Below are 25,081 nucleotides of genomic sequence, written 5' to 3'. Positions count from 1 at the left end.
TTTGTTACACAAGAATTTAGGTCCCTCTGACCTGTGGCCGTACAGCGAACGCCCTACACCAATAATGATTTTCTGGCGGCCACCCACTTCTCTCATTTCCAATCCATTCATGGCGAATCTATTCATTGCTATTCCATTCATGGTTAGGCCTGTTCGGCATCTTGCACTTGCAAACGCGGAGTTTGCAGCACTGTGATGGCCAATTGGCGCAGCGTTTTTGCCAGTTCATCACTCCACTGCGGCCAAATGCGCGCAATATAGCGATTACCGCCTTCCCCCTTGATGTAAAAGCTATCGTTGAAGGTGTCCGCCATTTTTTTGTAGGACTTCTCTTCATCTTCCTGCCATTTGCCACGGGAAAATCCGGCCTCAACGCAAGCCAACGCCGTTTTCGGGAAATAAGCCAAAGGTTGGTTCATGCCTTGGCAAAACAGCGTCACCAGTTCACTCAGTAGCGCCTTGGCTTGCTGCGCGTCATTAAGTGGCGGCAGCATTTGGTGCTGCACTCCTTCTTTGCGCTCATAACCAATCAAATGGGTCGTGACGACTTTGCCGCTCGCCGCCAAGCAGAGATGATCAATCCATGCGGCTAATAAATCTTCCGAGCGAATCGCGCCACTGCGCGCACGCACCAAACCAGATTGATAACGCTTCACGAGCCAACCACGTAGTAAGACTTCTCGGCCATCGTCAAAGGGCTGCAAGCGTAGATCAATCTCGTCATCTTCCAGTGGTTGGTGACACAAAAAGCCAATTTTTTCCGCCAGCGCCAAAGCTTGCTGCGCACTTTGCGCCAATTCAAGATCGCCAAACGCCGCCACCGGCAACTTGCCTTGCGCTCGTTGCTGCTTAGCAAACTGCGCCACCACTTGGTCACGCTCTGCGCCATCGCGGCAAGTCAGCAGATTTTCCACCAGCTCATCACGCAGCTGATACGCGCTCAATCCATCCAACGCAAACGGCTCATCATCTTCCAGCACGGCCAGCGGCGGCTCAAAGCTCACTTTCAAGCGGCGTTTGAAGAAATACTCAACGGGCAGACGCCAAAAACGTTGCAGCTCAACCAGATCCAGCTCCATCGGCCAACTTACTTCGAGCAGATAATCACTGAGTGGCGTGAGAAAATCGGCGCTGCTCTGCCCTTGGCGACGCGCGGCAGGCAGCCATTCGCGGGCAAAACTGCCGGCAATAAACGCCTGCGGGCTAAACGGCACCATAGGATACTGGGTGGTTAAGTGCTCAACCAAGCGGCGTCCGGAGTCATCACTTTCTAAATGTTCATCGCCAGCCAAGCAGTAGTTCTGCTCGCAATATTCCAAAAGCTCACTGACCAGCACTGAAGGCACGCGCTCGCTGTTATCTTGAATCGAGCGGCCGACATAGCTGATATACAGCTGCTCTTTGGCCGACAACAATGCTTCGAGGAATAGGTAGCGCGACTCTTCACGCCGCGAACGGTCACCGACTCGGCGCTGCACATTGCGCAGGTCAAACCCTTCCACCATTTCATTGGGTGGATAAACGCCATCATTCATGCCAAGCAGGCACACTCGGCGAAACGGGATCGAACGCATCGGCATCAGGGTACAGAAGTTGACTTGTCCCGCTAAAAAGCGTTGGCTGATCCGCGTGCCGGAGAGTTTATTGGTTAGCACTTGGCGAATGATGGCCGGTGAAATCGCTTGTTGGTAGCCCGCATCGGCCAACTGCTGTTTTAGGTTCACCAAACTATCGCGGATGGTTTTCAGCGCCAGCTCACCTTGCAGATCGACATTAAAACAGCGCTCCAACAATTCGTTGAGCCAATAACGCCACTGCTCCATGCTTTGGGTTTGTGCAAACTGGCTACGCAGCTCGCTGAGCGTTTGTACAAAGTGCGCGAGCTTACCCGCCAACTCTGCGCTCATACCTTGCACTTGGTTATAGGGGGCAAGCCACTGGCCGCCAAGCTCATACAACCCAGCTTCAGCCGGCATGGCGTAACCCAGTAACATACGCTCAATGCCAAACTGCCACGTATTTTGTTCACTGGCGGGCAATTCAAACTCTGCGCCCGTATCGCTATTGAGTCCCCAACGAATGCCCGCTTCTTCGACCCAACGTTTGGCAGTGGCAAACTCTTCTTCGTCAATCGCAAACCGCGCCATAATCGCGGGGGTTTCAAGTAGCTCAAGCAGTTCAGACGCCAGACAGCGCGATTGCGGCAGCGCGAGCAGTTGCAAGAAGGCGGTTAAGATCGGGCTTTCCTGATCGGCGCTGCGATCGGAAATTGAAAACGGAATAAAACGCTCGCCGGGCGCGTTGCCAAACACCGCCTGAATGTAAGGCGCGTAGGCGTTAATGTCTGGCACCATCACAATTACATCGCGCGGTTTTAGGCTAGGGTCACGCTCAAACTCGGCCAGCAATCGGTCGTGCAGCACTTCCACTTCACGAATTGGGCTGTGACATAGGGCAATCTGCAGGGAATCATCCTGCGCGGCAATGCTCGGTTTATGACCGCTGCTGGCAAACTTGGCATCGTCTTGATGCTCTTGCAGATGCAAAATATCCGCTTGGATGTGATGCAGCAGCGAGTCGCGTTGAATCTCAATAAACAGCTCTAATTCGGACTGATCGTTTTGTGCCAGAAGATAGAGATTATCGCGCCCCATTTTGCCCATCGAGGCCAGTAAGCTATTGCCCACCGCGTGACTCAGGTGCATCGGCTCTTGCAGATAGTTTTCCACATCACCTTTAAGCGGCGAGACTTCACTGCCGATGGTGACTTGTTCACCGTTAATGTGCAGCAGTTTGCGTTTTTGCGCTGCCACTCGCGCCAGATATTTGCGGTCACGAATGTCGCCCCAATAGTGCTGACAAGGGTTGGTCAGCATCAGGTGCACGTCGATATGCTCACCCATCGCGCGCAGCGCATCAATATAACGGGGCGGCAGCGCAGAAATACCGAAGATGAACAACCGCTTAGGCCATACGCTGCGATCAAAATTGCCACTCGCCAACTGTTCAATAAACCGCTGATAGAGGTTGGCACGGTGATAAATCGAATGCCCTTGCTTATGCGTGTAAGCGTAAAGTTCACGCCACAAAATCGGCTGCCACGGATGTTGATCAGCGATTTCCGCCACCTCTTCCCCCGCTTCCCAACTTAAAATCCAGTCGGGGCGATACACTAAGTAACCATCGAAAATATCGGCAATTTTTTCCGCTAATTGGAAGCGCTTAGAGTCGTCTTCATCGTCTTGTAAATAGCGTTGCAGCGGTTGGAATTCGGCTCGGTCAAGCAGCTTGGGCAGTAGCTCCATCAAACGCCAACTCATGGCTTCTTTATTGAATGCGCTGCGCTGCGGAACGTCTGGCAGTACCTGAGTAAACATCTGCCAGATAAAGGTTGCCGGTAGAGGAAACTCAAGATTCGCGGCAACCCCTAATTCGCTAGCCAGCGCCATTTTCAGCCACTGCGACATGCCAGGGCTTTGCACCAAAATGCTCTCAGGAATAAAGGGATCGTCCAACGGCTCATTTTTGATTAAATGCACCAACAGGATCTTCAGCGTTTCAACTTGGTTGGAGTGGTAGACCGTAAACACAATGCACTCATGCTGCTCGACTCATCATGAGCTGAGAGTAGCATAAGTGCATGTCAGGAAGGATAAAAAAGCTCTGGGCAGGATCTCAATTGGTTAACGAGAACGCACCAAAACTTTATGTGGTTGATAAAACGCCAGATAACGAATCGCAACATAGCTCACCACCACCGTGGCTACGATCAGCTCAAGGCTCGCTAACCAATGCACTTGTGCTACGTAATGCTCTGCCACGCCGATATTTTCCATCCAGTGCGCCATTTTAAACAGCGCGGTCGCACCAATCACCATCGGGAAGGTGAATGCCGCGTAGCCAGGGCTAAATGGCAGACGCAGTAAGCGCGTGAACGCCAAATAGATAATGGCGGTCATCAGCACCGCAATCCCAAACAGCAGCGCCACAATCACAGGTGAAGGATCTGCCACGACTGTCAAATACCCCGCCAGAGAGAGGCTGGCTGGTGCAGCCATGATCGCCAATGTTGGCTTCGCCGCATCTGGAATTTCATGTGTAAAAATAAAACGATAGATCATCATAGGCAGCATCACGGCGTAAGCCAGCATGCCAAACACTAAACACGCGTAGGCAATTGGCGCTAAGGCAGGATGACCCGAGAAAGAAACGTCAGCGACGATAATGCCGACAGGTGGCACAAACCAGCTTGGCACCATATGATGCAGCTCAAACGCTTGGGCGCGATGATACAAAAAGCTCACCAAAAACAGAATATGTAAGCCGACGGCAAACAGCCACAAGGCATCGCCAGCCACAGGGTAAAAATGACCCAGCGACGCCGATACCACCATGGTTGCCATGGCAAAGGTTGGCACCACACTGCCCACTACCGGATGCGCCAAATCTTGGCGTAACAGGTGGCCGTGCCATAAAAATTTAAAGGCTAGCACAATCAATAGCACACTGGCGATTGCTGCACCCACCCACTGCGCGACACCGTGTGCCGCAATCATGTTTTCCCAACACCATCCTAAGCTCGCAATCCCTAGCGCAAGACCAGCCATTGGGGTTGGAGCCCCCATCACTTTTGCTTTTGCTGTTCGAATCATATTGTCTCTCTATTGATGGTCATTGATTGATAGTCTTATTTTACGCTTGCACTTTGTTTTCAACTATCTAATTATTACTAACACATGTTTAATAAAACTAAACGAATGCCATGGCTAGCCATATTTCGCTCAAACAATTGCGGGTTTTCACCACCATCACTCAACATAAAAGTTTGACTGTCGCCGCAGAAGTGCTGTGCCTCTCCAAAGCGGCGGTCAGTGTGGCGCTGTCTGAGCTGGAAAAACAGCTTGGTCACGCACTGTTTGATCGCGTCAACAACCGCTTGGTGCTCAATCAAGAAGGGCAAAAACTGCTGCCAATGGCCGATGAACTGCTGCAGCGCGCCAAAGATATCGACCGTTTGTTTGCAGAGCAGCAGGTGCTCACTGGCAAACTGCGCATCGGTTCAAGTGATACCATAGGTAATCAAGTTGCACCTTATTTGATTAGCGCCTTTCGTCAGTTGCATCCGCATCCGTCACAAAGCCTGTTTATTTCCAACTCAGCGCAAGTGTGCCAAAAGCTGGTCGATTACGAGCTCGATATCGGTCTGATTGAAGGCAAAACGCTGCATCCCGAGCTTATCTCTACTCAGTTTAGCCAAGATGAGATGTGTATCATCTGTGCGCCCGATCATCCTCTCGCGCAGCAAGAGCGCTTGGTCATGAGCGATTTTGGACATAGTGATTGGGTGCTGCGTGAAGCAGGTTCTGGCTCGCGCGAGTTTTTCTTACGTGTGATTGCGCCGCGCATCGAGCACTGGATTGAAGCTTTTGAGCTCAATACCACCGAAGCGCTGATCAATAGTGTCTCTTCCGGTTTAGGGCTAGGCTGCTTGTCTCGATTGGCCGCGAAAACGCCTCAACAAGATGGGCGCGTGGTGATTCTCAATGTCCCGCTCGATATGAAACGTCGCTTCTGGATGTTGGTTCATAAAGAGAAATACCAAAACCCACTGCTACGGCAGTTCATTGAATTTTGTCCCCAATGGGCGAGCCAAAGCGCCCTACTGCAACTCGATTAATCAGTGAATCAAGGGATATGACTCAGCGCGCATTTTGGTGGTCGCAACTGGACTTTAGTGAATAGAAACTGTATAAACAGCCAGTTATTTTTAGCGACAAACTAGAGGATTAACCATGGCTGTTATCGTGAAGTACGTGGTGGAGCGCAACGGAGAAGAGAAAATGACTTTTACCTCGAAAGCCGAAGCTGACGCTTATGACAAAATGCTGGATATGGCAGACGAGCTGTTCGATCTGCTGGGTAAAAGTGCTCTGTTCGAAGATGAAACCAAGCAAGAAGAGCTGGCGATGTTCTTGGCTCAAAACAAAGAAGACGTACTGTGTGCACTGGGAGCCAAGCGTAAACCTGCTCCAGCAACTGGCAAGAAGCCGAAAGCGGTTGCAGACAGTGATGATGAAGATGAGTCTGTCGACGACGCTGCCTAATCAATAAAACCGCTGAGTGAAACCAGCGGTTTTTTATTTATTGAAGTTGGCTCACACGGAACGTTGCGAAAAACGAACGTCGCCAACAGCGCTGCAGCTTCAAGTAGGACGGGGATCACTTTAAAAAGACAAAATGCATTCTTCTACAGACGTATTGCCTCTGCGGTCTTTTATCCTGCTCATCCACTCTTTATGATGAACCCCTTATCGGTTGAGCGGTGGATGCTCAACTCAATGCCTTTGCTGCTGCAAAACACAACAGTAAACCGCTCACATTTGATGATGGAGAATAAACATGGCGTACTTTGCTTTAGGTCTAGCAACCGCGACCAAAAATCGTGATGGAAAAATTATTGAAGCCTTCTTCCCAACCCCAATTCTGGCTCCTAGCGACGCTTTGGTTGCAGCATTGGCACCGATAGCAGGTTACCAAGAAGGCAATCAAGCGCTAGAAATCACCGCGGCACAAAGCGCGCAATTAGCCGCAGTTTTCACCGCTCATCAACAAGCCGCAAGCGCTGCGTTTGCTGATAAAGCTGCCAGTGCCAAACAGCCTCTCGTTCTGGTGATTCTGGCCAGCGATGACAAGCCACAAAGCGTGGCTGAAGGCTACCTCAAGCTACAACTGATTTCTCACCGTCTGGTTAAACCACACGGTACGGTACTGGATGGCATTTTCGGTCTGCTGCATAACATCGCATGGACCAATGAAGGCCCCATTGATCTGCCAGAGCTGGCGGAGCGCCAAATCGAAGCGCGTTTGGCAGGCCGAGTGCTGACGGTTGATTGCGTCGACAAATTCCCGAAAATGGTCGATTACGTGGTCCCTGCGGGTATTCGTATCGCGGACACTTCTCGCGTACGTCTTGGCGCTCATGTGGGCGAAGGCACCACAGTCATGCACGAAGGCTTCATCAACTTCAACGCGGGTACCACTGGCGTGAGCATGGTTGAAGGCCGTATCTCTGCGGGTGTTGTGGTGGGCAATGGCTCAGACATCGGCGGCGGCGCATCCATCATGGGTACGCTGTCTGGCGGCGGCAAAGTGGTGGTATCGATTGGTGAAAACTCTCTGCTTGGTGCAAACGCAGGCTTGGGCTTCCCACTTGGCGATCGCTGTACTGTGGAATCAGGCTTGTACGTGACGGCCGGCACCAAAGTGCGCATGCTGGATAAAGATGGCAACCAAGTCGATATCGTTAAAGCGCGTGATCTGGCTGGGGTTTCTGATCTGCTGTTCCGTCGTAACTCACTGACTGGACAAATCGAGTGTCTGGCCAACAAATCGGCCGTGGAACTCAACAGCGAACTACACAAGAACAACTGATCTTGAGAAGTTCGTGATGCAAGAAAAATGGCTTGGAAATCCAAGCCATTTTTATCTCCATTTTTGCATGTCAGTACGCTTAACCGGGATGACCATCCACTCTTGGTTTCAGCAACATAGCGCCAAAGCGCAGCACAAACAGTGCAAACGCAATCACCCACAGCGCAGCACTCAGGTTGACCCAAATCAGCAACTGCTGCGGCAGCAAACCCACACCGAAACTGCGCACAAGTGCAGCAAGCAACAAAGCGATAAATGCCCATCGCATATTAGGGCCTTGATATATCGCTCTTCCTGTATGTCCCATAGTGACACGCGCAATCATGCTTAAAACTAGGCCAGAGAGCGCACCAATCGCAAATAAATGCAGTAAGTTGTGGTTCAGCCAAGCGTTATTCACTCCCCCGCGCAGCAGCAAACTCAGCGGGATACACAGATAAGTGGCATGTAGCGACCAGACTAAAGGCTCACTCACCGTACGCCAAGGCTGCCAACGTAAAAAGCGGATCAATTGCGCGACGCCAGCTAACAGCATCAAAGGCTGGCCGAGTTGAGCCATGGTCAATGGGAAGAAACTAAGTACAAACAGCGCCAGTAAGCTACCGTTAGCGATCACATCCAAAGCCAAAATCGGCTCCGCTTTGGTAAACTGGAAACGTCTTGCGGTGAAAAATGGTATCACTCGCCCGCCCATCACCGAAAGCAGCAACATAAACCACCACAGCATGGCTTGCCACACCGCACTGCTCGTGAATGGCGGCATGCCTTTAATGGTGGCGTAGCTGGCAAAGTTAGCGGCAATCGCCAACAGAAACAGGGGGATAAAAAATAGGTTGCGCCACCCTTTGGCTTTTACCACCCGTAACCCTACTTCATAGGCCACCGCCAGAAGAAATAGCGCTTCAATACTCGACGTTAACCACAGCGGTACAGGCAACCAAAACAGAATCCGCACCATTAGCCACAAAGCCACAATGAGAGCTAAACGGTGACTTTTCGTGCCAGTAATGCCCGTCCAGTTTTGCACCGCCGTGAGCAGAAATCCCGCCACAATCGCCATCGCAAAACCAAACAGCATTTCATGCACATGCCACCACAGCGCGGGGACTTGCAAGCGTGGCGGTTGTCCGGTTTGAAACATCCACACCCAAGCCACAATCGCCACCACGGCATAAACACTGCCAAGTAAGAAGAAAGGACGAAATCCCAACCGCAGTACGGCAGGAATACGCTCTTCGACACGTTTATCGATAATGTTGATCACTTTGGCTCCTTCGCCGACTTCATCACAGACCGAACCAGTGATGAGCACAAACCAAGCCAAGATAATTCATATTTAAAATCAATAGACTAGAAAAAGGAAAAGTCATAATGACACCGAAAAATCGAGTCATTATGACTTTTTGGTGTGTGTTTCACTCAAACTCTATAGGCAAGGTGTGATCACCACACAAGCGATCTGCTTTTGCTTACCAAAGCCGATGATTTGCGACAGTGCCGCTTTGCCCACTGGAATATAACCCGAACCGCTTACATGCTCTTCTGATTCTGCATGCGGATCGTGGAAAAAGAAGAACTTATCACTCAAACCACTGAGCACAATCCAGTGCGGCTCTTTCTTGCCATCAAAACGGTACGTGCTAATGAGCAGCAACACACAGGCACCTTGCCGTACCCACTCTTCGAGCTGGGCTTGCGATGGCGGCGCATCAATCATACTTACATCTTGCTCAGCAAGTTGCTGGCAAAAATCTTGGTGCACTAACTCAATGATCTGCTTTTTGTTGGGGTCACGTACGCTATCAATAAAAGGCGTTGATCGAGATTGATTCCATAGCTCAACATGATAGCCACGTCTTGCGGCAGCGAGCGCCAAACCTTGCCCACTGCAGCCACCATGCCCAGCCGCCATAAAAATCGTGGTGGCTTCACGCCACAACTGCATCTCTTGCGTGCGGCTCGGCTCAAAGGTTTTATCCAAGCAGGCAAAACTCATTAACAGACAGGCTGCGCCACACGTAAACGGCGTGGTTTGTACATACAAAGGCATCGGCAGCAAGACCTTGGACTCTTGAGGCGTTAACCTTTTCTGCATTCTGCGCCCATCGCACAAATCGTCATAGTAATGGATGAGCAACTTCAAGGTTTTATAGCCCATCTTTTCATATAATTTTAGGGCGGCGGTATTGTCTTCACGCACTTCCAGCCGTAATGTAGTTGAGCCTTGATCAAGAGCAGCACGCTCGCATTGCTCGACTAAACTCTGAGCAATTCTCTGCCCTCTGAATTCAGGTTTTACGGCAATCGAATACAATCTTGATAGCTGTGTACCTTGATGAAATAGAAGCAATGCATATCCCGCCAGCTGGTCGCCGGCATCTGCCACGAATAACGCCGCATGGTCGGAATGTAAAAAACGCTTCATTTGGCGAGGAGAGATTCTATCCCCGTCAAAAAGCTGTTGTTCTAACGCATTGAGCGCATTGAGATCAGCGCTATTGGCACGACGAATGTCCATTCAACATCCTTAGTAATGAGTGGATTGACGAGATTGCGACTCACATAATAGCCCCAAACGACTTGGAGTTGCAGGTAGGCGGCAAGTGAATTCATCCCCATGAGCATAGTTCACTCTATGTTTGGGGTGAATGAACCTAGCCAACACCGCTGCCATGACAAGTAGGAAGGGCATAAACCTATGACAATAGGAAGAATATACCGATGGCTAACCTTTTAATCGTGACCGATCAGGTCAGTGACTGGCAACAATATTTCCCTTCAGAACAAGTTGTTAGTGTCGATCAATATCTCGATACTGACTGGAAATTCAATCACCGCAGTGTACAGGTAGTCAACCTGTGTCGCGATTACGGCTACATGAGTAGCGGTTACTATGTTTCCTTGATGGCCGAAGCCCGTGGCCACCGCGTGATCCCACGCGTGATGGCGATTAATGACATCAATCAGCCATTTTTCCTCTCTTCCGGCCTGATCAAGATGCACAAACTGAGCAGCGGCACGGATGTGATCAGCACGAAAATTTACTTTGGCCGCACCCCACAAAAAGGCTTAGAAAAGCTGGCGCGCCGCCTGTTTGAGCAGTTCATGGTACCCGTGATTGAACTGGAAATGCACAAATACCAAGGGCAATGGCAGATCATCAAAATCGCCCCCTTCCCGTTCCAAGACTTAGAAGACCCCGAGCAGGATTTCTTCATTGAGTCGCTAGAAATGTTCTCAACCAAAGTGTGGCGTCGCCCAAAACAAGAGAAGAAGTACCGCTACGACATCGCGATGCTGGTCGACCCAGATGAAAAAATGCCACCGTCTGATGCTTCTGCGCTCAAACGTTTCCACCGCGCCGCCAACCGCTTAGGCATGAACTTGGAAACCATTTCACCCGATGATTTGTCACGTTTGGGGGAATTTGATGGTCTGTTTATTCGCGCCACCACCAACATCAGCAACTACACTTATCGCTTCGCGAAAACGGCAGAAAAGATGGGCTTAGTGGTGATGGATGACTCTGAATCGATCATGAAATGCACCAACAAGGTATTTTTGACTGAACTGTTGGAAACTAACAAGGTGCCCGCACCAAAGAGCGTGATCATCCGCAGTTTTGACCCAGAGTGGAAAACCGGGCTGATGGAGCAGTTGGATTTCCCTATGGTGCTGAAAATTCCTGATGGTGCCTTTTCTCGTGGTGTGGTGAAAGTGCGCAATGAGCAAGAGCTAGAGAAAGAAGCCGGCACCCTGTTTGAGAAAAGCGCGCTGATTTTGGCGCAAGCCTTTATGCCGACCGACTTTGACTGGCGTATCGGGGTGATGAACCGCCAAGCGATTTTTGCTTGTAAGTACATGATGAGCCGTGGCCACTGGCAGATTTACCAACACCACAACAGCGGCCGTGTGACCGCAGGTGGCTTTGAAACGCTCGATCTCAAACAAGTACCTAAGCATGTGGTCGATGTGGCGGTCAAAGCCGCAAACTTGATTGGTGGTGGCCTCTATGGTGTGGATCTCAAAGAGATTGATGGCCAAGTGTATGTCATTGAAGTGAACGATAACCCGAGCATCGATCACCATGTGGAAGACGCCTTTTTGGGTGATCTGCTCTACGATCGCATCATGACCGAGTTCTTACGCCGCATTCAGATGCGTGGTTTTTAAGCCGTTTATTCCCAAACAACTTGGAGTTGCAGGTAGGCGGCAAGTGAGTGAGTCCCCATGAGCATAGATAGACTATGTGATTGGGGTGAACGAACGTAGCCAACACCGCTGCAACTTCAAGTAGGAAGGGAATATCCTCCTCTAATCAAAGCCCAGAAATATTCTGGGCTTTGACTCTTTATCACTCCATTGTTACTTTCTTGCCATCAAAAGTTTGCAAACAAGGATATCCATGGAGTTTCTCATCGATCACTGGCGTTTTGGCGATTCCGCGCCACAACGACATCCTGCTCAATTGCAAAAACTACAAGCGGGTGATTGGTATCACTGCCAACGCGATGCTAAAGGGCTGCGCGAGTGGTTACTCGACCAAAATGTTCCCTCTTCGGTGATCGACAGTTTGTTGGCCGAAGATACTCGCCCCCTGTTTGAGCAGTATGATGAACAGAACTTTCTGTTGATTTTGCGTGGGGTGAATCTTAACGATAACGCTGACCCTGCGGACATGCTCAGTGTGCGTATTCTCTATTATCACGGCGCGTTGATCTCGACGCGTAAAACACCGTCCAAAGCGATCAGTACCGTACGCGCAGCGCTTGAAGCCGGCCAAGGCCCATCCAATTTGGCAGAGCTGATTGTGCACGTGGTCGATTCCATCAATAAAAACATTGACCTCTATCTCGACCAGATTGAAGAGCGTATCACCCAGTTTGATGACGAACTCGAACTCAGTAATGAGCTGATGCAAACCCATAAGTCGCTGCTCAAATTGAAGCGATTCATTAAACCACAGCAATACGCTTTAGATGATTATCTCACTTCAGAAGTTGCCCTGGCGCAGAGCCAACATTTACGTTTGCGTCACAGCGTCAACACGGTGACGCGGATTAACGAAACCTTGGACTTCTTCTTGAGTGAGCTGGAAATCATCAAAGGTGAGCTGCGCCAGTACCATGCAGAGAAGATGAACCAGAACACGTATTTGTTTTCAGTGATCGCGGCAATTTTCCTGCCGACCAGTTTCTTAACGGGTTTGTTAGGCGTGAACGTTGGCGGCATTCCGGGGACTGAATCGCCCATCGCCTTTGGGCTATTTTGCGCAGGACTTGGGCTGATTTTCGGCTTAGAGTTTTGGATTTTGCGCCGTCTGCGCTTTTTTGATAATCAATCGTAAATCGTTACAGGAACTCATCATGTACATCTTTGGCTATGGAAGCCTGATTAATTCCGCCTCACGCCGTTTAACCGGCCAGACTGGGCGTGCCATTCCCGCCAGCGCAAGCGGATTGGTGCGCTATTTTGGCAAAATCGATGACAGTTACATTCTTTCACCCTTAGTGGTTCATCAAGGTGACGGGCAAATTAACGGTGTGCTGTTGGAAATTGATGAGGTTACGTTAGCAGAATTTGATCGCCGTGAGCGCGGTTATCAGCGCATCGCGTTAACCGCAGATCGTATTCACACCCACGAGCATTTTGATCCTGAAAAACCGATTTGGATTTACGTCACCGAGCAGCATCAACCGCCCTGTTCACAAAGCCCGATCGTGCAAACCTATGTCGATACCGTACTCAGTGGCTGCCTTGAGTTTTCCGAAGCGTTTGCACGTCAATTTGTCGAGCAAACTTTGGGCTGGCAGCATCCGTTAGACAATGACCGTCACGCCCCCAAATACGGCAACTTGGCGGGGGTAAAACCGGAGCAGCATGGGTTGATTGATCAACTGATTGCCGCAGTACGCTAAACGATTCTCACCCCATTGGCGATAACCCGTTGTGGGGTGAGCAATACACTCTCTTCCCCATCTTGCGTTTCCGCGCACAGCAGCATGCAGTGGGATTCTACACCAGCTACCAAGCTCGGTTTGAGATTGCACAGCACCACCACTTGTTGATTGAGTAATTGTTCTGCCGAGTAATAAGGCGCTAACGCGGTGACGGCTTGTAACATCTGTTCTCCCAACGCAATCTGCACAATATAGTTGCGGGTCGAACGAGGATGAATCTTTGCCTCAACAATGGTGCCAATGCGTAAATCCAGCCGCGCAAAATCATCGTACCCTACCGTCAAAAACGCCGAGTCCATAACCCTTATCCTTCTTAATCATTAAAAACGTTTACACTTTACGCCAATCCCTGTTGAACAAGCGTCATGGCTCACAATTCACTCTTATGTACTCAGTTACCATTACGCTGTTTTCACAGAGAGCGCTACTATTGCGCCTGTGATAGAGAAGGAATCTTATGGCAACCATAAAAGACGTAGCGCGTGAAGCCGGTGTATCTGTGGCAACGGTTTCACGCGTGCTCAATAAATCCCCGAAAGCCAGCCAAGCCTCGATTGATGCTGTGACCAGTGCGATGCACAAGCTCGGCTATCGTCCGAACGCCGCCGCTCGCGCTTTAGTCAATCAAAGCACCAATACCATAGGGGTCTTGGTCAGCGATGTTTCTGATCCCTTCTTTGGAACTTTAGTCAAAGCCGTCGATACTGTCGCCCACCGCGAAGGAAAACATTTGCTGATCGGCAATGGCTATCATCGAGCGGAAGAAGAGCGCCGCGCGCTGGAGCTGCTCATCAACAGTCGCTGTGATGCACTGGTCATCCACTCCAAAGCGCTTCCCGATGAAGAGCTGATTGACTACGCCAACGAGGTAAAAACGCTGGTGTTGATCAATCGCCATATTCCTCAGCTCGCCGATCGCTGTATTTCACTCGACAACCAGAAAGGTGCTTATTTAGCAACCGATTTTCTCATCCGTCAAGGACATAGAAACATTGCTTGCATCAGCTCCTCTCATCAAATAGAGGATTCCGACCAGCGTATTGCGGGCTATCAACAAGCCTTGAACGAACATGGCATCACCCTAAGCAGCAGCTATATTGAAAAAGCCAGCCCAGACAGTGAAGGCGGCGAACAGGCGATGACTAACCTACTGGTGAAATCACTGCCTTTTACCGCAGTGGTCGCCTACAACGACAATATGGCCGCCGGAGCCCTGTTGGTGCTTGAGGAAAATGGGCATTCGGTTCCTGAACATGTCTCAGTGATTGGTTTTGACGATGCCCTGATTTCGCGCTATTTGCGCCCACGCCTGACGACCGTGCGTTACCCAATCCAACTGATGGCAGAAAAAGCCACTCAATTGGCTCTTGCTTTGGCAACCGATGCGCCGCGTGAAAATGATCCGATGATCTTTTCGCCCACCATAGTTCGCCGCGACAGCGTGGCACAAAAAAGAGAGCCTTAGGGCTCTCTGGCTTGTTGTGGTGGGGATGACGCTTTCACACGTAAGGTGAGCTGATACTGATAGTGCGGCTGAGTGAGCAAAAACTCAGGGTGCACACTTTGGCTCCAAGAATCATCGCCGCCTACACCCATATGCTGCGCATCCAGATTGAGATACAACTTATCGTCCGCCACCAACTCGTTGCTGTGTTTGGCTTTATCCAACATCGCTTGTGAGTAGCGACTGAGCGAGAAGTGAAAATGCCCTTCCACCACCAAAGCGCCCACTTGTAGCTGGCGAGTATCACAACGCAAACCATTTTCGCTCGGGAAAATGTACGGCGTATGCAGCTCATCGACTGTGGCGGTGTATCGCCCCACATACGCCGCTTGCAAACGATCCGGATAATTCTCATGCGGCCCGCGACCAAACCAAGACACTGGGGTTTCTATCACTGGCAATGCGAGCGTTAACCCCACTCTTGGCAGCGGCGGCAAATCGGCGCAGACCATCACCTCAACATTCAGTTCTACCCGCGCATCACCGAAAATTTGGTAACGCCAACGGGTACGAAGCGCTAACGCTTGCTGATGGTAATGGGCGACATCGACCACGACTTCGACACTCTCGTTCAAGGTGGTGACGCGAAGATCGTCACATACCGCACGCAGCTTATCTAAGCCCGCCGCATGCCAGCGTGCGATCCAGCTATTCGGGTCTAGGTGCTGCGCTTCGCTGGTACCAATATCGTTATCCAGCACCGCGCGGTAAAAATTATCGCGCAGCGGTTCACTCAATACGGGCTGACCGTTTTGCCACCACTGCTCCAATAGCCCAGTTTGGCGGTTAAACTGCCATTGCTGATTGGCCGCCTCAATGCGCACCTTATCTCCATCTTGCTGCCATTGAGGCAGCGGAGCTTGTTTAATTTTAGGTAACATGCTTCTTCGTGGCTGCAAACACCACTGCTCACTAGCGATGCAGTGCCCAGCCTTAGACCAAGGCTGATCTTCACGACACAATAAGACTGCATTGAGGTGGTATTCATGCTCTGGCAACATTGGCAGCGACGCTAAATCCAGCACGGTTGTGCCACGCGGCGCAATATCAAGCGGCTGACGCTCTTGCTTAATCTCTTGCCCATCGCACAGCACACTGACTACCAACTCCAGCGGCAGCGCCGCAAACAGTCGCTCATTGTGAATGGTGAGCTTGGGATAGTTCAGCGAAAACTGGTACGGCTGCTGGACTTTTTTGACTTCATGTAAAGCAGGATGCGGCGAGCGATCCGGAAACAGCAAACCGTTAATACAGAATTGGCGATCGTTAATCGTATCTCCAAAATCACCGCCATAGCCCCAATAGTGGCGCCCCTCGCTATCCCATTTGGAAATTCCCTGATCGACCCAATCCCAAATAAAGCCACCTTGCAGACGAGGAAACTCACGAAACGCCTGCCAGTATTTATAAAACGCCCCCAAGCTGTTACCCATTGCATGAGCATATTCACACAAGATGAGGGGGCGAGTTTCCTGCGGCAAACTGATCCAATTTTTCAGCGCATATTTGGGAACCGCAGGATGCGGCTGGTGCTGATCGACCCGCGCGTACATCGGGCAAACAATATCGGTCGCCGCCGTATTAGCACCGCCCCCTTCGTATTGCACAGGACGCGATGGGTCGCGCTGTTTCGTCCACTGATACATGGCGTGATGATTGGTACCAATCCCCGATTCATTGCCGAGCGACCAAATGATCACACAAGGGTGGTTTTTATCGCGCTCCACCATGCCAATCATGCGCTGCAAATAGGCATTCACCCATTGTGGATTATTGGAAAGTCGGCTCATCGGAAATTGGCCGTGGGTTTCGAGATTGGCCTCATCCACCACATACAAACCGTACTCATCACACAGTTCGTACCAACGCGGATGATTGGGGTAATGGGCGGTGCGCACCGCATTGAAATTATGCTGTTTCATCAATTCAATATCGCGGCGCATGCTTGCTTCATCCATCACATGCCCGAGTTCGGGATGATGTTCATGACGGTTCACCCCGCGGATCAACAAGGGCTGACCATTGAGCTTCAGTAGCCCCTGAGCGATTTCTACTTTGCGAAAACCGACCGCTGCACTTTCAAACTCGATCGGTGCGCCATCTTCATCAAGCAAACTGATCACGCAACGGTAAAGGTAAGGCGCTTCATCACTCCACAGTGTCGGAGAGCAAATCGCTAAACTGTGTTCAGTTTTATCGTGCCATGCTCCTTTTTCATCCACCACACGCTGACCGGTATGTAAGGCTTGCGAACGCGCCACGCATTCACCTTGTGCATCGAACAAGGCAACTTGCACTTGATGATGACGAGTCACTTGGCTTAAGCGAGTTTCGACCCGCAACTCAGCGTGTTGATAAAACGCATCCAATTCAGTGCGGATAAAAAAATCTTCAATCGCGAGTATCGGCTTGCGGTAGAGATACACATCGCGAAAGATGCCACTCAGCCACCACATATCTTGGTCTTCTAAATAAGAGCCATCAGACCAGCGCAGCACCATGGCCACCAACAGGTTTTCACCCTCTTGTAGATAAGGGGTGAGCTCAAACTCGGCAGGCAAGCGGCTATCTTGCGAATAACCGACCCAATGACCATTGCACCACAGATGAAATGCCGAATTGACCCCATCAAACACGATGCGAATGGACTCCGTTAGCGCTTGTTTTTCCAGTGTAAAACGGTGGCGATAACAGCCGGTTGGATTATCTTGCGGCACGTAAGGCGGCCGATCCGCAAATGGATATTGGATGTTGGTGTAAATCGGCTTATCAAAGCCTTGCATCTGCCAGTTACTCGGTACAGGAATGTGTGCCCAAGCGCTATCATCGAAATCCGCCTCTATCACCGCAGGCTCAACCGCTTCTGGCTTCTCAAATAGAGCAAATCGCCACTGACCATTTAGAGATTGGCGACTCCCCCCAATAGCCAAACGAGCCTCCTGCTCACTGCGATAACTGTACAAAGGAACATGGGGCGTACGGCAGTGCCATTTAACGATGTGCGGGTTTTGCCAATCTTGGCTAAGAACAATATCGGAAAAGTTGCGCATAAGATCCTCTTGAATACGCGAGGCAACAAGCCAATAACGCCTTTGCTCTACGGCGTACATCTCTCAAGCCGAGGAGTAAAGAAGTCATTCAATAAGATTTGCAGCTTTGAATAGGAATAATGACATGCTGCAGATGCAAAAAAGTCTAACAAACTTTCAAACACCGATTCTGTGAACCACTCACCAATTGTGTAAACGTTTCCACATTTTAAATAGAGGTCGATATTGACCCAATTTTTCTATTTATGAATCGATTCATACGATTGCCATCATAATGGTGTAATTTTTTACACATTCGGAGTTGTTCTGCGCTTTGGCTCTCCATAACCTATGCTCCTACGGATGTTGACCTTCCATTGATTACGGATGACTTCAGATCATTATGCTGACGATTTTTAAAACTTTTTTTGCTTTAGGTTGGGTGAGCTTTGGTGGCCCGGCAGCACATATTGGCTATTTTCGTCATACTTTTGTGGAAAAGTTAGGCTGGCTTAGCGAGCAGGAATACGCGCAGTTTGTCGCTCTAAGCCAGTTCCTACCTGGCCCAGGTTCTAGCCAAGTTGGCTTTGCGATTGGTTATCATCGTGGTGGTCTGGCTGGCGCTTGGGCAGCGTTTCTCGGTTTTACCCTTCCCTCCGTGCTCATCATGCTGCTGCTTGCGGGGCTGAGTAGCCATCTCCTTGATACGCCATTGTTTGATCAGGTGATTCATGGCTTGAAGCTACTCGCGATCATAGTGGTGGCAGATGCCTGTTTAACCATGTATCGCAATTTTTGTCAGCAACGCCTTACTGCAGGGTTATGTGTTCTTACTGCGGTTGCGATTACGCTGGCACCCGGTTTACTCACCCAATTTGCGGTGTTACTGCTTGCCGCATTGGTCGGCCAAGCCCGCTTAGCGCCGCAATCCTCTTCTTCCTTAAAGACCTTTCATCCTTCTTGGCTTTCACTGCTGCTCTTTGTGAGTTTATTACTCGGACTGCCACTATTGGCTGCAAGCTCACCGCTGGTTGAGTTATTTGGCCATTTCTTTCAAGCGGGAAGCTTAGTGTTTGGTGGCGGTCATGTGGTTCTTCCCTTGCTGCAAAATGCCTTAGGTGACAGCCTAGCGACCGATCAGTTTCTGACAGGTTACGCGGCAGCCCAAGCGGTGCCGGGTCCCATGTTTACCTTAGCCACTTACCTTGGCTATGTGCTCACACCTGAGATGCCCGTGGTTGGGGCTTTAACCACAACTTTAGCCGTGTTTCTCCCCGGTTTTTTATTGCTACTCGGCGTACTAAAAAACTGGTCAGCATTGGCTCTGCGCCCGAAAGTTGCAGGAGCCATGCAAGGGGTAAACGCCTGTGTGGTCGGTTTACTGCTCGCAGCCTTGTATCAACCCGTTTGGAATAGCACAGTACATGCCCCACTCGATTGGGCGGCCCTTTTAGTCAGCTTCTTCTTGTTTAAAGTATTGCGACTTCCTTTAATTGCTATGGTAGGGAGCGCCTTATTATTTGGTGTGCTCAGCGGTTTGATCTAAAAAGCAACTAAACGTGATCGACTAGCCAAACAGACATAGAAAAGCACCACCCTAATGCGGCAATCCACAAAACCTTGTCTAAACTTAATAAGTAGCTAACAAGGAAGGGCGGTGATATGCAGATGCAACCCAAAGTCGGTCAGTTTCGCTATTACCCATCGGTGGGTTCGCTAAATACCTATTTAACCAATATGCTCGAGAAAATTCGGGTAGAGCTGCCTGATATCCAAAGGATTTCATTCGCTCTGTACGATGAGAAGAAAGACTCGATTAAAACCTGTGCCGACAGCTCTCCGGTCAGTCATGACTTTGTACATTATGAGTTACCACTCGCGAACTTACCCTCTTTACAACAGAGCAAAGAGTCCGGTGCACTGCGCGTTATTCACGATCTCGCGAATCAAGCCAAAAACCATACACCTCATAACCGCTGGTTACTGGAACAGCAATATTGCTCTTCGTTAGTCAAACCCATTTTTGATCAACACACCTTCGTCGGTTTCCTATTTTTCAACGCTTCAATTAGCCATTATTTTTCTGCGCCAGTTGTCGAACGGCTGGAAACCTATTTGTCGCTCATCCAACAATCCATCTGTGGTGAATACGCCTTGATCCATCAGTTGATTGACCATGTACACCAAATTGAAACTCAATCTCCCGAACACTGGCTGCACATAAAGCAACATAAAGAGCGGATCAGCCGTTACGCGCGGATCATCGCACTCGATGTCGCAGATCAGTATGCGCTTGATGATGAGCTGATAGAAAACATCAGCCAGTTCGCCACTTGCCATGATCTCGGCAAATTGGCCTTGCCAGCTGACCTTCTGCAAAAACGCGCTTCACTGACTAACCATGAAAAAGCACAAGTTCATAACCATATTGAATACGGCATTGATTTACTCAATGAGGTGATTGCAAAGCTAGGTACACCTCACCATCCTTGTTTGGCTGTTCTGCGAGAAATCATGGCTTATCACCATGAGTTTTTGGATGGCAGCGGCTATCCATTTGGTCTAGTCAGTGAGCAAATTCCTATCCCAGCACGCATTATAGCGGTCGCCAACATCTTTGATGCCCTGACCACACATCGCCCTTATAAACAAGCGCAATCCATTCCTCATGCCCTATTGGAACTGGAAAAAATGGTCAGAGAGGGAAAGTTAGATCGTCACTGTGTGAATGCCCTGCGTGAGAATCAAGAAGAGCTTAAAGAGATCGTTGCCCGTTTCCCTGAACAAGATCCCAAGGACGAGGGAATCACCCATTGAGTACGTCCTCCTAGTGATGTGCATCGGCAAAGTAGAACCGCTTGGGGTAAGTAATCCACTGATTAGATTCAGAGTCTTGTTTGATCTCGCCGACAGATCTTAAAGTTTTACACTTATCCAATGCAAAAAGGTTCGATGAAATACGCTCACCATGCTACTTTTTACAATAAATTAACATAATAACAACGTTATCCGGAGTTTGAGAATGATCCAGCCTAATAAGTTCAATCACCCTCCTTGTGCTCTCCCACCACCCAATGAGATGTTGCTGCGTTGGGCTCAAGAGCGCCCGAACGAGGTGTACCTAAAGCAGATTATTAACCGCCAATTTGTTGAGTTTACATACGCCGAAGTCGCGGATAAGGCTTTACGCCTCGTTTCCGCTTTGCGAGCCTTAGGTGCTGAGCCGGGCGATAAAGTCGCATTAATTTCAAAAAACTGTGCGGAATGGTTTATTTGCGATTTAGCTATGATGCTCGGGGATTACATCAGTGTGCCTATCTTCCCGACAGCAGGCAGTGAAACTATTGATTACTGTCTTGAACACAGTGAAAGTAAAATCCTGATTGTCGGTAAACTGGATGATAGTAAAGCCACTACGCATGTTTTAGCAGAGCGTCCTAATCTCATCAGTATCTCGCTTCCTTATCCTTCGGCGGCCAAATGCCAATATGAGTTTCAAACGCTGCTCAAACAGCATCAACCAAGTGAAGAGCGCCCCACCCACTTTGATGAAAAACTGATGTCCATCGTTTATACCTCTGGTACATCAGGACAACCTAAAGGTGCCATGCTCACTTATGGCGCATTTACTTGGTCCGCCCAACAGCTGATCAATCACATAGGTATCGAAGAAAACGATCGACTTTTCTCATATCTGCCGCTCGCCCATATCACTGAGCGGGTTTATATTTTTGGCTCATCGATCATCGGTGGCGTACTGACCGCATTCCCAGAATCTCTCGATACCTTTATCGAAGATGTCAAAATGCATCGTCCAACCCTGTTTATTTCCGTACCTCGTTTATGGACACTGTTCCAGCAACGCATCCAAGATAAGCTGCCACAGAAAAAGCTGAATATTCTACTCAAAATACCCTTCGTCAACTCACTCATCAAACGCAAGTTGGCCGATGGTTTAGGGCTAGATCAAGCTCGCGTGCTCGGTTGTGGCTCCGCACCTGTCTCTCCAGCATTACTCGAATGGTATCGCAGTGTCGGACTAAACATTACCGAAGCGTGGGGCATGACGGAATCCTTTGCATACAGCACGCTCAACTATCCATTCCGTGCTGACAAAATCGGTACTGTGGGTAACGCGGGTCCAGGAATTGAACTGAAAATCGCGGGGGATGAAGAAATTTTAGTCCGCAGCAAAGGCTTGTTTGCTGGCTACTATAAAAATGACGCCGCGACAGCCGAGAGCTTTAACGATGACGGTTGGCTACATACTGGCGATATCGGGTCCTTGGATAGTGAAGGCTATTTAACCATTCAAGGTCGTAAAAAAGACACCTTTAAAACCGCTAAAGGCAAGTTCGTCGCCCCCGTTCCTATCGAGAAAAAGCTGTTTGAATACAGCCGGGTTGAAATGATGTGCTTGATCGGCTCGGGTCTACCTGCCCCCATCTTGTTAGCCGTTCCGCACAATTTCCCTCACTTTGATCGTGCACGTTATGAACGCACCACTCAAAAAGTGATAGCACGCATCAATAGTCAGTTAGAATCTCACGAACAAATTAAAGGGGTGTTAATGATTAAAGATCCTTGGAGCATTGATAACGGCATCTTAACGCCGACGCTCAAGATCAAACGTCATGTTCTAGAGAAGAAATATCACGATGTCGGCCAAAACTGGCCTAAAGGTCAACTAGTCGTTTGGGAAGAGTAAGTACTTAGCGCCTTAAGCGCACGACCTTTCTTGTCGAACCGTCCTCACCGGCAGGAAAACAAAAGCCCCGTAAGCTTTCACTTACGGGGCTTTTTAAGCTTTAAAACAAAGAATTACTTCTTCGCGTTACGCTCTTTAACTTCAGCAATAACTTGCTCAGCTACGTTGTTTGGACATGCTGAGTAGTGAGAGAACTCCATAGAGAACTGACCACGACCAGAAGTCATTGTACGTAGAGTACCGATGTAACCAAACATCTCAGATAGTGGTACGTCAGCTTTAACACGAACGCCAGTCATACCCATTTCTTGGTCTTTGATCATGCCACGACGACGGTTCAAGTCACCGATAACGTCACCAACGTGATCTTCAGGAGTGAACACATCCACTTTCATGATTGGTTCAAGAAGCTGAGGAGCCGCTTTTGGAATTGACTGACGGAATGCGCCTTTCGCTGCGATTTCAAATGCGATTGCAGATGAGTCAACTGCGTGGAAGCCACCGTCGAACAGTTCAACTTCAACGTCAAGTACTGGGAAGCCAGCAAGAGTACCGGTATCCATCATAGACTTGAAGCCTTTCTCAACTGCTGGCCAGAATTCCTTAGGAACGTTACCACCAACGACAGTTGACTTGAAGGTGAAACCAGAGTTTTGCTCTCCAGGGCGGATACGGTAGTCGATCTTACCGAACTGACCTGAACCACCAGACTGTTTCTTATGCGTGTAGCTATCTTCAACTGCTTTAGTGATAGTTTCACGGTAAGCAACTTGAGGAGCACCCACTTCCAGCTCAACGCCGTAAGTACGCTTAAGAATGTCTACTTTGATGTCTAAGTGCAGCTCACCCATACCTTTCAGGATGGTTTCGCCAGAATCTTCGTCAGTCTCAACTTGGAATGATGGATCTTCAGCAACCATCTTACCAATCGCGATACCCATTTTCTCAGAACCGTTCTTATCTTTAGGCTTAACAGCGATAGAGATAACTGGTGTTGGGAAAATCATTGGCTCAAGAGTACATTCGTGCTTAGGATCACATAGAGTGTGACCTGTTTGAACGTTCTTCATACCAACGATCGCGATGATGTCACCTGCTTGTGCAGATTCAACTTCGTTACGGTCGTTTGCGTGCATTTCCACCATACGGCCGATACGCTCAGTTTTACCTGTTGCGCTGTTAAGAATGGTATCACCCTTCTTAATCTTACCTGAGTAGATACGAACGAAGGTCAGGGCACCAAAACGGTCATCCATGATCTTGAACGCTAGCGCTTTTAGTGGCGCATCAACAGATACTGTTGCTACTTCACCAGTAGGCTCACCCGTTGCTGGATCAGTCAGTGGCTGTGGATCAACTTCAGTTGGAGAAGGCAGGTAGTCAACAACTGCATCCAGAACTAGCTGCATGCCTTTGTTTTTAAACGCAGAACCACAGAAAGTTGGGAAGAACGCTAGATCACGTGTACCTTTACGGATACATGCTTTGATTTGCTCAACAGTTGGCTCTTCGCCTTCCATGTAAGACATCATCAGCTCGTCATCTTGCTCAACAGCAGTTTCGATCATCATTTCACGGTATTCTTCTACCTGATCAACCATGTCTGCTGGAACTTCTTTGATTTCGAAGTTTTCTGGAATACCAGAGTCATCCCATACGAACGCTTGGCGAGTTAGTACATCAACTACACCAACGAATTCATCTTCGCGACCGATAGGTAGAGTCATAACCAGTGGGTTTGCGCCAAGAACTTTCTTCACTTGCTCAACTACGCGGAAGAAGTCAGCACCCATACGGTCTAGTTTGTTAACGAAAATCAGACGAGATACTTCTGATTCGTTCGCGTAACGCCAGTTAGTTTCTGACTGAGGTTCAACACCGCCAGAACCACAGAATACACCGATACCACCGTCAAGAACTTTCAGAGAACGGTATACTTCAACGGTGAAGTCAACGTGTCCCGGGGTGTCGATTACGTTAAAACGGTGACCTTTCCAGAAACAGGTAGTCGCAGCAGACTGGATAGTGATACCACGCTCAGCTTCTTGTTCCATGAAGTCCATCGTTGAAGCGCCGTCATGTACTTCGCCTAGACGGTGGATTTTACCAGTCAGCTTCAGGATACGCTCAGTGGTAGTGGTCTTACCCGCGTCAACGTGCGCGAAGATACCAATGTTTCTGTATAATGATAAATCTGCCATTGTCTTACTCTGTTAATAAGGTATAAAGTGCGCGCAGAGTATATCACAATCTGTCAAGACTGATACCCCTGCATGCGCTTGCTGAAAAAAAATATGCCCTAGCGACTTAGCGTTGCAGCCGACACGGCAGCAGTTTCAAGTAGCCAAGGGGATGAGCGAGTGCCTATCGCTGAGAAACTATAGGTGATCCTCAAACGGCTCGCGAGGCGCAACCATGATATTTTTACGCTGCGCTTTTTGGTGGCATT

Annotated in this window: 17 protein-coding genes; 10 read left to right on the top strand and 7 right to left on the bottom strand. The window is 49.4% G+C overall.

What is annotated here, in order from left to right; all coding sequences use genetic code 11:
- Positions 1–143: 143 nt before the first annotated feature.
- A complete protein-coding gene (recC, locus tag R4537_RS08330) occupies positions 144–3,590 on the bottom strand; it encodes an exodeoxyribonuclease V subunit gamma (RefSeq protein WP_071179188.1) in 3,447 nt (1,148 codons plus the stop codon).
- A gap of 93 nt (positions 3,591–3,683) precedes the next feature.
- Positions 3,684–4,652, bottom strand: coding sequence for a TDT family transporter (locus R4537_RS08325; protein ID WP_071179189.1), 969 nt, complete (start codon positions 4,650–4,652; stop codon positions 3,684–3,686).
- Between the two features lie 110 nt (positions 4,653–4,762).
- Between R4537_RS08325 and R4537_RS08320 the strand changes: the two genes are divergently transcribed.
- The 3 genes from R4537_RS08320 (at position 4,763) to dapD (ending at position 7,431) form a co-directional block, all read left to right on the top strand.
- The gene (locus R4537_RS08320) at positions 4,763–5,677 is read left to right on the top strand and encodes a LysR family transcriptional regulator (RefSeq protein WP_071179190.1); all 915 of its coding nucleotides are present in this window, start codon (positions 4,763–4,765) and stop codon (positions 5,675–5,677) included.
- Between the two features lie 115 nt (positions 5,678–5,792).
- Positions 5,793–6,104, top strand: coding sequence for a YebG family protein (locus tag R4537_RS08315; RefSeq protein ID WP_071179191.1), 312 nt, complete (start codon positions 5,793–5,795; stop codon positions 6,102–6,104).
- 295 nt (positions 6,105–6,399) lie between these two features.
- Positions 6,400–7,431, top strand: coding sequence for a 2,3,4,5-tetrahydropyridine-2,6-dicarboxylate N-succinyltransferase (gene dapD, locus R4537_RS08310; RefSeq protein ID WP_071179192.1), 1,032 nt, complete (start codon positions 6,400–6,402; stop codon positions 7,429–7,431).
- A 79-nt stretch (positions 7,432–7,510) separates the two neighbouring features.
- Here the strand turns inward: dapD and R4537_RS08305 are convergent, their stop codons facing one another.
- The gene (locus R4537_RS08305) at positions 7,511–8,695 is read right to left on the bottom strand and encodes an NnrS family protein (protein WP_071179243.1); all 1,185 of its coding nucleotides are present in this window, start codon (positions 8,693–8,695) and stop codon (positions 7,511–7,513) included.
- Positions 8,696–8,857: 162 nt separating this feature from the next.
- A complete protein-coding gene (locus R4537_RS08300; protein WP_071179193.1) occupies positions 8,858–9,949 on the bottom strand; it encodes a GNAT family N-acetyltransferase/peptidase C39 family protein in 1,092 nt (363 codons plus the stop codon).
- A gap of 203 nt (positions 9,950–10,152) precedes the next feature.
- On the opposite strand from R4537_RS08300, the gene R4537_RS08295 reads away from it, so the two are divergent.
- The 3 genes from R4537_RS08295 (at position 10,153) to R4537_RS08285 (ending at position 13,349) form a co-directional block, all read left to right on the top strand.
- Positions 10,153–11,604 carry a RimK family protein gene (locus tag R4537_RS08295; RefSeq protein WP_001285017.1) on the top strand — a complete coding sequence of 484 codons (1,452 nt, stop codon included), beginning with the start codon at positions 10,153–10,155 and terminating at the stop codon, positions 11,602–11,604.
- 232 nt (positions 11,605–11,836) lie between these two features.
- Complete coding sequence (locus R4537_RS08290; protein WP_057643856.1) at positions 11,837–12,778, top strand: zinc transporter ZntB; 942 nt, start codon at positions 11,837–11,839, stop codon at positions 12,776–12,778.
- A 19-nt stretch (positions 12,779–12,797) separates the two neighbouring features.
- Positions 12,798–13,349, top strand: a complete 552-nt coding sequence (locus R4537_RS08285; protein WP_071179194.1) for a gamma-glutamylcyclotransferase family protein — start codon at positions 12,798–12,800, stop codon at positions 13,347–13,349.
- Here the strand turns inward: R4537_RS08285 and R4537_RS08280 are convergent.
- Entirely contained in the window at positions 13,346–13,690 is a 345-nt protein-coding gene (locus tag R4537_RS08280) for a tRNA-binding protein (RefSeq protein WP_071179195.1), read from the bottom strand. The two genes, R4537_RS08285 and R4537_RS08280, sit on opposite strands and share 4 nt — an antisense overlap.
- 158 nt (positions 13,691–13,848) lie before the next feature.
- On the opposite strand from R4537_RS08280, the gene R4537_RS08275 reads away from it, so the two are divergent.
- Positions 13,849–14,856 (top strand): substrate-binding domain-containing protein, encoded by a 1,008-nt coding sequence (locus tag R4537_RS08275; protein WP_071179196.1) that lies wholly within the window; start codon positions 13,849–13,851, stop codon positions 14,854–14,856.
- On the opposite strand, the gene R4537_RS08270 is transcribed toward R4537_RS08275, so the two are convergent.
- Positions 14,853–17,945, bottom strand: a complete 3,093-nt coding sequence (locus R4537_RS08270) for a beta-galactosidase (RefSeq protein WP_071179244.1) — start codon at positions 17,943–17,945, stop codon at positions 14,853–14,855. The genes R4537_RS08275 and R4537_RS08270 overlap by 4 nt on opposite strands.
- A gap of 382 nt (positions 17,946–18,327) precedes the next feature.
- Here R4537_RS08270 and chrA point away from each other — a divergent pair, with 382 nt between their 5' ends.
- From chrA to R4537_RS08255, 3 genes are all read left to right on the top strand, one after another.
- Positions 18,328–19,470, top strand: a complete 1,143-nt coding sequence (chrA, locus tag R4537_RS08265) for a chromate efflux transporter (protein WP_071179197.1) — start codon at positions 18,328–18,330, stop codon at positions 19,468–19,470.
- A 116-nt stretch (positions 19,471–19,586) separates the two neighbouring features.
- Positions 19,587–20,741 carry an HD-GYP domain-containing protein gene (locus R4537_RS08260; RefSeq protein ID WP_071179198.1) on the top strand — a complete coding sequence of 385 codons (1,155 nt, stop codon included), beginning with the start codon at positions 19,587–19,589 and terminating at the stop codon, positions 20,739–20,741.
- A 205-nt stretch (positions 20,742–20,946) separates the two neighbouring features.
- Positions 20,947–22,632, top strand: coding sequence for an AMP-binding protein (locus R4537_RS08255; RefSeq protein ID WP_071179199.1), 1,686 nt, complete (start codon positions 20,947–20,949; stop codon positions 22,630–22,632).
- A gap of 113 nt (positions 22,633–22,745) precedes the next feature.
- Here R4537_RS08255 and fusA read toward each other — a convergent pair whose 3' ends face one another.
- Positions 22,746–24,833: an elongation factor G gene (gene fusA, locus R4537_RS08250; RefSeq protein ID WP_071179200.1), complete on the bottom strand. Its 2,088-nt coding sequence runs from the start codon at positions 24,831–24,833 to the stop codon at positions 22,746–22,748.
- Positions 24,834–25,081 lie beyond the last annotated feature (248 nt).

The sequence above is a fragment of the Vibrio paracholerae genome, from assembly GCF_037672085.1.
GTDB lineage: Bacteria > Pseudomonadota > Gammaproteobacteria > Enterobacterales > Vibrionaceae > Vibrio > Vibrio cholerae.
The sequence above is the reverse complement of the archived record's forward strand: the minus strand, read 5'-3'. Positions and strand labels throughout refer to the sequence as shown.